Raw genomic sequence first — 12,318 nt, forward strand, 5'->3', positions numbered from 1 at the left:
CGTCCACCCCACCCGGGGTGGACGGGCCGCGGCCTGTCGGAGGGGCGGATGCCTCAGCTCAGCTGGGTGGGGACGGGGCGCCGGCCGTCGAGGGAGGAGACGCCGATCGGGGTGAGGGCCTCGGGGAAGAGCTGGACGTCGGCGATCTGGCCGGCGGCGTACTCGCCGTAGGCGCCCATGTAGAGGCGGCGGCCGAGCTGCAGCGGACCGGTCGCGTTCCAGACCGTGCCCGCGTACTCGGCGGTGCCCGCGAGCGAGCCGTCGACGTAGAGGCGCAGGTCGGCGGAGTCCGCGTCGTAGACGCCCACCAGGTGGTACCAGGTGTTGGTCTTCGGGGCGAGGGCGCCGGTGGTGGGCCCGTAGGCGCTGGTGAAGGCGCCGGCGGTGTCGTCGGCGTGGGCGTGGCCGAAGGCGAACGCGTGGGCGCCGCTGGAGTAGTAGAGCTGGAGGGCGTTGGCGCTGGTGCCGGACTGCGAGACGAAGGTGGAGTTGGCGGTGAGGCTGGTGAGCCGCACCCAGGCGGACACCGTGTAGCTGCGGCTGGTGTCCACCGCCGGACCGGCGGCCGCCGCGTACGCGGTGGAGCCGTTCAGGTTCAGGACGCCGCCGCGGGCCGGGTCGGTGCCGAGGGCGGCGCCGCCGTTGAGGGTGAGCGCACCGGTCGGGCGGATGCTGTCGGCGGTGCCGTCCAGCTTCCACCAGGCCGAGGGCTGGCGGACGTTGCCGATGCCGACCGGGTTCCCGAACTGGGCCAGGCCGCCGGCCGGTGCCGCGCCGGGGTACTCGGTCAGCCGGCCGGAACGGGAGCCGGCGTAGAGCGCCGGGTACCCGGTGCCCTGCACGTCACCCGGGGAGGCGACGGTCGGGGCGTCCCGGTCGCCGACGCCGAGCGGCAGCACCTTCTGCGCGGCGGGCAGCACGTTGCCGGTGGTGGCGGCCCACTTCTGGTCGGCGATGTTCATGCAGTCGTAGATGATCACCTGGGTGCGCGGGTTGCGGTTGCTCGCCGGGTCGGCCAGGCAGCGGCCGGACTGCGGGTTCTTCAGCGTGCCCGGGTACGGTCCGGGGGCCCACTGCTGGGCGCCGGTGTTGTTGCACTGGTAGAGCTGCACGAGGGTGTTGTTGGCGGTCTCGCCCTTCTGCACGTCCAGGCACTTGCCGAGCGCGTGGATGCTGCCGTCGGCGCCGAGCGCGAACTGCTGCGCGTCGGTGCCGTTGCAGGTGTACATCTGGGCCGCGGTGCCGTTGACGGTCTTGCCGCCGGCGATGTCCAGGCAGAGGTTCTTGTTGGCGGTGTCCAGCACGCCGGAGACCAGCGGGGCGTGGGTCGGCGCGGCGATCTTCGTGGTCGGCAGGCCGGCGTCGAAGGTCAGGGGGAAGCTGCTGACCGCGCCGGTGGCGTTGTCCCGGGCCCACAGGGTCGGCACGCCGCCCACGGTGCCGGGGGCGAGCAGCGTGGTGCCGGACCAGTCGCCGGTGCCGATCCGGACGCCGGCCCCGAGGTTGCAGCCGGCCTGGAACGTCCCCGGGTAGTACCAGAGTTCGCCCTTGTCGACGGTGACCAGGTCGGGGGCGTCGGCGAACTGGGCGAGCTTGCCTGGGGCGAGCAGCTGGGTGACGTTCTTCCAGGTTCCGTCCGAGCCCTTGGCCGGGCAGGAGGAGGAGTTGCGGATCGGGATCACGTTCTGGGTGAGCGTGAAGTGCCCGGTGACGCCGCCGGGGGTCACGGCGTCGTTCTGGTAGAGGTACAGCTCGTGGGTCGCCTTGGAGTAGGCGAACAGGTCGTCGACGTTGGTGCCGGTGGCGGTGCCCCGGTGGGCGACCAGGTAGTTGTCCCACCCCGTGCCGTCCGGGCTCTGGGCCTTGGCGGAGGCGCTGACGGGCGGTCCGGCCGGGTCGGCGTTGCCGCGGACCAGGACGAGGTCGCCGTCGGTGGTCGGGGCGAGCAGGTCGGGCACCGCGTCGCCGTCGGCGTCGCCGGCGGTCACCTTGGTGGCCGGGTTCCAGGGCGCGAAGAAGCTGTACTGGCCGACGGTGCCCTGGGTGTTGCCGGCGTTGTCGACGGCCCGGACGAACAGGGTGTGGGCGCCCCACTGGGCGGCGCTCAGCACGATCGGGACGTCGCCGGTGGCGCTGCCGCCGGTGGTGGGAACGGCGTTGACCGCCGCCGCGCCGTTGGCCGGGATGTTGGCGTCCAGCGAGTACTCGAAGCGGTCGATGCCGCTGCTGACGCAGCTGCCGCGGGTGCAGCCGGTGGGCGTCGGGTCGTTGGAGGTCACCGTGATCTTGATTCCGGTGTCACCGGCGTGGCCGGTGGGCGCCTTGTCGCCGCCGAGCGGCGGGAAGACCGGGGAGTCGGTGAAGGACGGGATGCTCGGCGCGCTCAGGTCGGTCTTGAAGTAGCAGTTGGCGGTCCAGCCGCTCGCCAGGGTGCCGTCCTCGGCCTTGACGTGCCACCCGTACTGGTGGCCGTCCGCGACCTTGAAGCCGATGTTGACCCGGGTGGTGCCGCCGTTGCTGACCCAGCTGCTGACCGGGGCGCCCTTGTCGGTCGAGCCGCCGTCGGCGGCCGCCGTCTTGGTGTCCCAGACCTCGTACCGGGCGCGCAGGTTGACCCCGCTCATGTCGGTGGTGAGGTGGGCGTTGAGGGTGATGTCGGAGGCGTCCCCGGCCAGGCCGGACTGGCCGATCCAGCCGTCGGCCGCGCCGGCGCAGCCGTTGCTCGCGGGGGCGCGGGTGGCCGGGGTGGTGCCCAGGTTGTCCGGCGTCTCCGGGGCGATGTCGAACACCGTGGTCAGGTAGGGGTTGTTGGCGAAGCGGACGAAGTCGTTGTTGCTCGTCGACTTGGACTCGTTGCCCCAGAGCCCGAAGGTCCAGCTGTCCTTGACCCCGGAGAGCTTCCTGATCTGGCCGGTCACGTCGAAGTTGACGTCGTGGTTGCCGCACTTCTGGCTGATGTTGGAGCTCTTGACCTGCTGGGTGCCGCCGATGTAGCCGTCGCCGGTGATGTCCGGCTGGTTGTTCCAGCTGGTGGAGCCGCTGATCGGGGTCACCGTCGCGAGCCGGACACCGGTCTCGTTGTCGCAGTCGAAGGAGGCGCCGTAGGTCGAGGTCAGGTGGACCACCGACTTGGAGATCACCATCTTCTTGTCGAGGCCGGCGATGTTCAGCTCGTAGTAGGCGCGGTTCAGGCCGAAGCAGTCCTGCCAGCGCTGGTAGCCGACGCCCTCGCCGTTGTCCTGCGCGTCGTCGTACGGGCTCTGGCTCGCGCAGCCCTCCTTGACGGTGACGAAGTGGCTCTTCTTGCTGGTGATCGGGCTGGTGTACGGGTCGATGTACAGCGGCCAGACGGTGTCGGCGCCGCGGAGCAGCCCGGCGTCGGGGACCAGCGTCAGGGTGTCGGCCGCATGGGTCACCGCGATCCGTTTGACCTGGGCGGAGCTGCCCGGTTCCTCGGGAGTCGACGCCGTGGCGGGGGCGCCGTCCGCGGGGCCCTCCGCCTGCGGTGCGGCTTGCGGGGCGGTCTTCGGCGCCGCCTTCGCGGCCGGGGCCGGGTCCGCGGCGGCCCCGGCCGGGGCGGTCGTCGCCGAGTCCCACATCAGCGGGGTCGGCGAACGGAAGACCGCGCTGCCGTCGGGCGCGGTGACCGCGACCCGGCCGTCCTGGTCGGTCGTCAGCGACAGGCCTCCGCCGACGGAGGTGGTCAGCTTGAGCGAGGCGAGCGCGGGGTTGGCGGCCGCGGCGGCGTCGCGCACGATCAGGACCTCGTGGAAACCGCCCTGGTCGGTGCTGGTGACCTTGAGGTCGACGCCCGGCAGGACGCCGTCGTAGCGCGCGGTGCTGCCGTTCACCACGGGAGCGGGGAGCGGGAACGGGAGGGTGTAGGAGAGCCGTCGCCCGTCCGGGTCGGTGAGGGTGGCCAGTGGCCCGTCGCCCCCGCCGGAGAGGGCCAGCCCGGAGGGGGTGGCCGCGGGGGAGAGGGTGCCGTCGCCGTTCCTGGTCAGCGTGGCGTCGACGTCCCTCCAGTGGCCGTCCTCGCGCACCCGGGCGGGCTGCAGGTGGGTGGTAGCGGTGAAGGTGCCGTCGGCGTTGGCGACGGTCCGCGAGGTCTCGGTGGTGAGGCTGTCGACGGTCACCGGCCGGCCGGTGCGCGCGGCCTCGGCCTTGGCGGCCGCCAGCGGCGAGTCGGCGGCCGGGCCCGTCGTCGTGCTCGCGGATCCGGCGGCCGGATCGTCCGCGAGCGCCGGTCCGGCACTGCCGAGCAGCAGGCCGGTGACGGCCGCCGACAGCGCCAGACGGCGTGTCAGTGTGCGCGCCGGATTTCTCCGGACGCGGAGGTGCTCCCCCATGGATCGCCCTTTCAGGGACCGGAGGCGGACGAACCCGGGCGCCGTTGTGTTCCTCGTCACAGAACGGACCCCCGTGGCCCCCCGCCACGTGTCGGAATTGCGGTCTTTACTCACCCCTGGCGCCGCCTGTGAAGACTCTTTGGGGTCTGTGTGACGGATGGGGACAGAGTGACTGCTGGGGAAGGGTATTGCTCTGACCCTGCCATGGCAATACGGTTCCGGTCGGCCGAACGTGCCGTCAGCTGGTGATTCGTCAGTTCACCGGCTCTCTGATGTGCTTTCAGGGGGAATACGCATGCGCGCAGGACCGCGCGGAATTCGAGGTGCCCGGAAACGGGCCTGGATGGAACGGGCGACCGTCGCGATAGCGACGGCCGCCGTCTTCTCGTTGGCGACCCCGCTCGCCGTCGCCGACGTCGTCGGCGGCTATCAGTACACGGACAAGCTCTGGGGCGCGGACCCGCTCCCCGACCAGGCGAAGGTCCCGGGCAGCCCGGTGAGCGGCCGGGGGGCGGTCGTCCCGGCCCCCGCGATCCCGCCCGGTGCCCGTGAGTTGGTCCCGCACGTGGTGAAGCCCGTGCAGTGGCCGGCGGCCGCGACCGCCACCGTCGACCTGGGGAACACCCCCGAGGTGCGCAGCCTGGCGGCGCCCGCCGGGAAGGCGAAGGCCGGCAGCCTGCCGGTCTCGGTCTCGCCCGCCGCCCCCGTGGCGCTCGGTGCCCGGGCCAAGTCCCTGGCGCCGTCGGTCGCCCCGCTCAGCGCCGTCTCCGCGGTCCGGGTGGACCTCGCCGACCGGGGCCGGGCCAAGCGGGCCGGCGTGGACGGCCTGCTGGTCGGCCTGGACCGGGCCGACGCCCGCGCGGAGAGCGGCAGCGTCGCGGTCTCCCTCGACTACGGCGGCATCGAGCAGGCGTACGGCGGTGGTTGGGCCTCCCGGCTGCAGCTGGTGGCGATGCCCGCGTGCGCGCTCACCACCCCGCAGCTCGCCGCCTGCCGCACCCGCACGCCGATCGAGGCGGTCAACGACCCGGTCGGCCGGAAGCTGAGCGGTACGGTCGTGCTCGCGGCGGCCGGTGGCATCGCCGGGGCGGCGAAGCCGGGCAGCGCCTTCGCCGCCCCGGCGGCGCTGGCGGCCGCCCGGTCCGGCGGGGTCGCGGTGGCCGCCGTGGCGAGCAGCGGCGGGTCCCAGGGCGACTACGGCGCGACGTCGCTGTCCGCCTCGGGTGCCTGGTCCGCGTCCGCCTCGGGCGCGTTCACGTACCGGTACCCGATCACCGCGCCCCCGTCCCTGGGTGGCGCGGCGCCGACCGTCGGACTCGCCTACGACTCGCAGTCGGTGGACGGCGAGACCTCCGCGCGCAACTCGCAGTCGTCCTGGGTCGGTGACGGCTGGTCCTACAGCCCCGGCTTCATCGAGCGCTCGTACAAGACCTGCAAGGACCAGGGGATCGAGGACTCGGGCGACTCCTGCTGGGCCGGCTGGAACGCCACGATCTCGCTCGGCACCCACAACGGCCAGCTGCTCCGGGACTCGGACGGGACGTACCACCTCCAGACCGACGACGGCACCAGGATCGAGCGGCTGACCGGAGCCACCAACGGCCTCTGGCAGGGCGAGTACTTCAAGGTCACCACGACCGACGGCACCGCCTACTACCTCGGCCTCAACCACGCTCCCGGCGGCAGCACGGACGACGCCACCGGCAGCGCCTGGGGCATCCCGGTCTACCACCCCAAGTCGGACGATCCCTGCCACAGTTCGGACAAGGGCGACGACTCGCAGTGCGACAAGCCGGTCGGCTACCGGTTCAACCTGGACTTCGTGGTCGACCCGCACGGCAACGTGCAGCGCTACGACTGGTCGACCGAGTCGAACTACTACAACATGGGCTTCGGCCAGATCCCGGACGAGGACAAGGACGACAAGGGCGGCACCCTCACCCAGTACACCCGGGGCGGCCACCTCACCCAGATCTCCTACGGCTACCAGCTGGCGGACGCCCGGGCGGGCCGCGAGCCGGCCGCCAAGGTGGTCTTCCGCACGGCGCAGCGCTGCACCACCTCGGACAGCGTCTGCAAGGACGGCAACCTCTCCTCGGACACCGCCGCCAACTGGCCGGACACCCCGTACGACCTGAACTGCCCCTCCGACTGGAAGACCAAGATCGGGGAGGAGGGCGACACCGACGGCGTCTGCCTGCAGAGCGGTCCCACCTTCTGGCAGACGTACCGGCTGAAGGGCATCGACACCAAGGTCCGGACCTCCTCGGGCTGGCAGGACGTCGACAGCTACGAGCTGAAGCAGGTCTTCTCGGACGCCGGCGGCACCTACGACCCGGTCACCGGCAAGACCCAGGACCCGAAGTCCAGCGGCTCGCTGCAGTCGGTGATGTGGCTCTCGGAGATCGTCCACACGGGCAAGGACACCTCCGCCGGGGGTGACGCCCCGATCTCCCTCGACCCGGTCACGTTCGTCGGCATCGAGACGGACAACCGGGTCGACGGCCTCACCCCGGCCGCCCCGCCGCTGTTCCACCCGCGGATCTCCAGCGTGCAGACCGAGACCGGCGAGTCCGTCGCGGTCACCTACCGGGCGCCGGAGTGCTCGCGCGAGAAGAACACCATGCCGGCCTCGGCCGACTCCAACACCATGGCCTGCTACCCGGTGTTCTGGAACACCCCGGGCGGTGTGGAGCCGATCGAGGACTGGTTCCACAAGACCCTGGTCTCCAAGGTCACCTCCAGCGACCGGACCAAGGCCGGCTCGCCCGCCAAGGTGACCGACTACAGCTACTCGGGCGGTGCCGCCTGGCACCGCGACGACTCCGAGCTGACCGACGACAAGCACCGGACGTGGAACGAGTTCCGCGGCTACCGGACCGTCACCACCACCACGGGCGCCGCCCCGGACCCGACCACCCAGAGCACCGTCTCCTACCTCCAGGGCATGGACGGCGACTACCGCAAGGACGGCACCCGGCGCAGCGCGAAGGTGACGAACTCGCTCGGCGAGGAGATCACCGACAGCGCCTGGCTGGCCGGCACCCCGTTCGAGAGCCAGGGCTTCACCAAGGCCGGCGGCACCGTCGTCACCAAGACGCTGACCGACGTGCCGGACTCGGTGGTCGTGGCGACCGCCGGGCGCACCGCGTGGACCTCGGAGGACCCGAAGCCGGACAAGCTCTCGACGCTGCCCGACCTGACGTCGCGCCGGGTGCGCTCCAGCGGCAGCCGTTCGCTCGGCCTGCTCAGTGACGACCGCACCTGGCGGACCTCCCGGAGCGGCACCACCTTCGACGACCTCGGCCGGATCTGGAAGGCCGACGAGCAGGGCGACCTGTCCGTGCCCTCCCAGCGGACCTGTACGGTCACGACCTACGCCGACGCGCCGTCGGCCAACCCGATGATGCTGGTCTACCCGAAGGAGACGCTCAGCCTCGCCGGCTCGTGCGACACGAAGCCGGGGCAGGGCACCACGCTCAGCCACAAGCGGGTCTACTACGACGGCGACGGGACGGTCACGAACCCCGGCACGCTGGGCCGGCTCGGCCAGCGCTCCGGTTCGCTCGGCCTGGTGACCGCCACCGAGTCGGTCACCGGCTACGACAAGGCCGGCAACCCGCAGTTCCAGGTGCTCGGCGCGATGGCGTACGACCGCTACGGGCGCGTCAGCGACAGCACCGACGCGGCCGGCCGGACCACCACGACCACGTACACGCCGGCCACCGGGCTCCTGCCGACCGCGGTGTCGACCGAGAACCCGCTGAAGTGGAAGGCGACCAGCACCGTCTCGCCGGGCCGCGGCTCGATCACCCACGCGGCCGACGTCAACGGCCGGGTCACCGACTCCGCCTACGACGCCCTCGGGCGCCGGGTGAAGGTGTGGATGCCGGGCCGGAACAAGGCGACCCAGTCGCCCGACCGGACCTTCGCGTACGAGGTCCACGGCGCCGGGGACAGCCCGGACCCGTCCACCGTCACGTCCAGGACGCTGCGCGAGGACGGCACCTACAGCACCGAGGTCACCTTCTACGACGGGACGCTGCAGGCGCGGCAGACCCAGACGACCACCGCGGACAACTCGGTGGGCCGGCTGGTCTCCTCGACCTTCTACGACTCCCACGGGTGGACCGTCTCCGCCATCGCGAGCTACTACGACGCGGCCAACGCGCCGGGCACCTCGATGTGGGCGGAGACCAACAAGACCGGCCCGGCGGTGACCCGGACGTCGTACGACGGCCAGGGCCGGCCGGTCACGGTCCAGCAGGTGTCCTTCGCGAGCACGCTCTGGCAGACCGCCACGACCTACCGGGGCGTGGACCGGGTGGACGTCACGCCGCCGCCCGGCGGCAAGGCGACCACGGCGTACACCGACGCGCTCGGCCGGCGGAGCTCGACCGTGGTGCGCGACACCACGCCGGACCGCAAGCTCACCGGCGGCAGCGTGATCGCCTCCGGGACCTCGGTGGTCTCCCGCAGCGTCCGCCTGGCCATGCAGGCCGACGGCAACCTGGTGCTGACCGCGCTGGTCGACGGGAAGTCCCTGTGGTCCTCCGGGACCGCCGGCCACCCCGGCGCGTACGCGAGCGTCCTCGCCGACGGCAGTCTCGTCGTGCTGGACACCACCGGGAAGACCACGCTCTGGACCAGCGCGAGCGGCGGGCACACCGGCGGCTACCTCAAGGTGCAGGGCGACGGCCGGGCCGTCATGTACGACGGCGCCAACACCCAGCTCTGGTCGGCCGGTACGGCGGGCACCGCGGCCGCGGACATCACCACCACCTTCGGCTACACCCCCCGCGGCCAGGTCGAGACGGTCAAGGACACGGTGGGCAACACCTGGTCCTACACCTACGACGTGCAGGGCCGGGTGGTGGCCCAGACCGACCCCGACAGCGGCAGCTCCAGCAGCACCTACGACCCGCTCGGCCGGGTGCTGACCGTCAAGGACGGCCGCGGCCAGGTGCTGTCGTACAGCTACGACGAACTCGGCCGCAAGACGGCGGAGTACACCGGTGACACGCCGGGCGACCCGGCGAAGGCGCTCGCCGAGTGGACGTACGACTCGCTCGGCAAGGGCATGCCGGTCTCGTCCACCCGCTACGTGGGCGGCAAGAGCGGCAGCGCCTACGTCAAGAAGGTCAACGGCTACAACGCGGTCGGCCAGCCGACCGGCACCACCACGGTGATCCCCGCGGTCGAGGGCAACCTCGCCGGGAGCTACAGCACGACGGCCTCCTACACCGAGACGGTCAGCCTGCTGGCGTCGACCACCTTCGGCACCGAGGCGGGCCTTCCCGCGGAGACGGTCGGCTACGGCTACAACCTCCAGGGCAAGCTGGTCGCGATGGGCACGCCCAGCCGGCCGTACATCGCCACCGTCGCCTACAGCCCGCAGGGCCAGGTCCTGCAGACCACCCTCGGGACACCGAGCAAGCAGCTGCGGACCGCGCAGACCTGGGACCAGGCCACCGGCCGGCTGGCCACCAACCGGGTCACGCTGCAGAGCAACACGGCCAACCCGATCTCGGCGACCACCTACGGGTACAACGCGGCGGGCAGCGTCACCGCGGTCTCCGACGTCCAGTCCAGCGGCGGCACCGACCGGGTCACCGACACGCAGTGCTTCGGCTACGACGCGCAGAACCGGCTGACCACCGCCTGGACGGACACCAAGGGCCTGGGCGCGGTCACGGCCGGGCAGCTCACCAAGTGCGCCACGGCGGCACCGTCGCCGGGCACCATCGGCGGGCCGTCCCCGTACTGGCTGGACTGGCAGTTCAACCAGCTCGGTGACCGGACCCAGCAGGTCGCCCACGATGTGAAGGGGGCGGCCACCAAGGACGTCACCCAGACCATCACCTACCCGGGCGCCGGCGTCGCTCCCGCGAAGAAGCCCAACGCGGCCAGTGCCGTCACCACCACCGGGCCGTCCGGCAGCACCACCGTCGTGCCCGACTACGACAGCGCCGGCAACACCAAGACCCGGACCGGGCCCGGCACCAGCCAGGCCTTCGAGTACAACGAGGAGGGCCGCACCAAGGCGGTCACCACCAACGGCACGGAGGCGGGCTACCTCTACGACGCCGACGGCAGCCTGCTGATCCAGCGCAACCCGGGGACCAACCTCCTCTACCTGTTCGGGGGCGCGGAGCAGCTCAGGCTCGACACCGTCAAGAAGACCGTCACCGGCCTGCGGTACTACCACAGCCCGGACGGCACGGTGATCGTCCGCTCCTCGGCCGGCACCGTCAGCTACCAGCCGACCACCCCGCACGGCACCGCCCAGCTCCAGGTCGACGGCGCGAGCCTGGCCGTCGTCCGGCGGGCGTACGACCCGTACGGGAACGCGCGCGGCGCCGCGCCCGCGGCCTGGGCCGACAACCGGGGCTACCTCGGCAAGCCCACGGACGCCACCAGCGGGCTGGACCTGCTCGGGGTGCGCGTCTACGACCCGATGATCGGACGGTTCCTCACCGTCGACCCGGTCTTCGAGTCGGGCGATCCCAACCAGATGGGCGGCTACGGGTACGCGGCCGGCAACCCCACCTCCGGCAGCGACCCCAACGGCCTCTGGTGGAGCTGGGGCGACGTCGGGAGCTTCTTCACCGGCGTCGGCGACTCGATCGTCGGCGACCCGTATCAGTGGAGCGTCAACACCCTCTCCGACTGCTGGAACTCCTTCGCCGACATCGCCAACGGCGACAACCAGGTGTTCGACGACATGTTCGGGTACTCCAACGAGTCCCCGTTCAGGCTCGGCCACACCGGGTACGTGGACGACACGCCGCTGGCGGACCTGTTCGAGGTGGACACCAGCTCCACCTCGTACTTCGCGGGCCAGGTCACCGGTGTGGTCGGCTCGTTCGCGATCGACGGCTACGGCGCGGTCAAGGCGATCAGCGGCGGCGTCAAGGCCGTCAAGGCGATCAAGACGGCGGTGTCGGAGGGAGAGGACGTCGTCAGCGCGGTCAAGAAGCTGCTCTCCGGCGACCTGCCCACCACCACCAAGGCGGACCCGGCTCCGACCACGCCGAAGACGGAGAAGCCGAGCAGCCCGAAGTCCGGCACCGGCAAGGGCGGCGACGACCCGGGCGCTCCGGCTTCCGAGACGCCGGCCGCCGGCAAGGACGCCGGGCGCCCCAGCGGCGGCGGCTCGCCCGACAGCGGTGGCGGCGGCACCGGTACCAAGGGGCCGAAGCCCGGCAAGGCGGAGGACACCCTGGCGGGGGCGAACCCCGGCGGCTACACCGACAACTGCGGCGCCTGCGCCCAGGCCGGCGACAGCCGTCTCGCGGGCACCCACGACGGTGCCACGGCCTGGGACAGCGGCATCCTCGCCCCGGAGGAACTGGAGTACAAGTACGACTCCCTGTTCCACATGACCGAGGGGGTCGACGACATCAGCCACCAGCTGACCGTGCTCGGCTACGGCACCCGGGGCATCGTGTTCGGCTGGACCGACGGCGTCGACGTCGGCCACTACTTCAACGTGGTGAACGACGCCGGTGTGATCAAGTTCCTCGACTACCAGAGCGAGACGCACGCCGTGACCTCGCAGTGGGAGAATCTCGAAATGATGATCACATGGTGGTGAGCCAGGAGAGGAAGCGGATGGTGAGCATGGACCAGGAGTCGGCCCGGCTGGCGGCGGACGCGTACTGCCGCGAGCGGGTCCGCGGCTGGGACGAGCGCGCGTACCGGCTGCGGATCGACGAGACGGTCGCGGTCGAGGGCGCCTACGCTTTCGGCTACCTGCCGACGGTCCCCGACGCGCGCGGGCGACTGCGGGTCGGCGGGAACCTCCCGGTGATCGTGGACCGGGAGACCGGCGCGTGCCGCTTCGTCGCCGGCGTCACGGAGTACTTCGCACTCCGGGACGCGGCGAAGCCGCAGGCCTGACCCCCCCGAGGCCGGTGCCCGGGTGCGCTACGGCGCACCCGGGCACCGGCCTTTCACGACGGCCCGT

3 protein-coding genes are annotated in these 12,318 nt (G+C 71.9%); 2 read left to right on the forward strand and 1 reads right to left on the reverse strand.

Features of this window, described 5'->3' with window-relative positions:
- Nucleotides 1–53: 53 nt before the first annotated feature.
- On the reverse strand, nucleotides 54–4,349 hold the full coding sequence (locus tag ACFWA9_RS11240; protein WP_380385662.1) for a LamG-like jellyroll fold domain-containing protein: 4,296 nt from the start codon (nucleotides 4,347–4,349) through the stop codon (nucleotides 54–56).
- 343 nt (nucleotides 4,350–4,692) lie between these two features.
- On the opposite strand from ACFWA9_RS11240, the gene ACFWA9_RS11245 reads away from it, so the two are divergent.
- Both ACFWA9_RS11245 and ACFWA9_RS11250 read left to right on the forward strand, forming a co-directional pair.
- The gene (locus tag ACFWA9_RS11245) at nucleotides 4,693–11,946 is read left to right on the forward strand and encodes an RHS repeat-associated core domain-containing protein (RefSeq protein WP_380385665.1); all 7,254 of its coding nucleotides are present in this window, start codon (nucleotides 4,693–4,695) and stop codon (nucleotides 11,944–11,946) included.
- Complete coding sequence (locus tag ACFWA9_RS11250; protein ID WP_380385668.1) at nucleotides 11,937–12,251, forward strand: hypothetical protein; 315 nt, start codon at nucleotides 11,937–11,939, stop codon at nucleotides 12,249–12,251. The genes ACFWA9_RS11245 and ACFWA9_RS11250 overlap by 10 nt, the downstream gene beginning before the upstream one ends.
- Nucleotides 12,252–12,318: the final 67 nt, after the last annotated feature.

The organism is Kitasatospora sp. NPDC059973, assembly GCF_042737525.1.
GTDB lineage: Bacteria > Actinomycetota > Actinomycetes > Streptomycetales > Streptomycetaceae > Kitasatospora.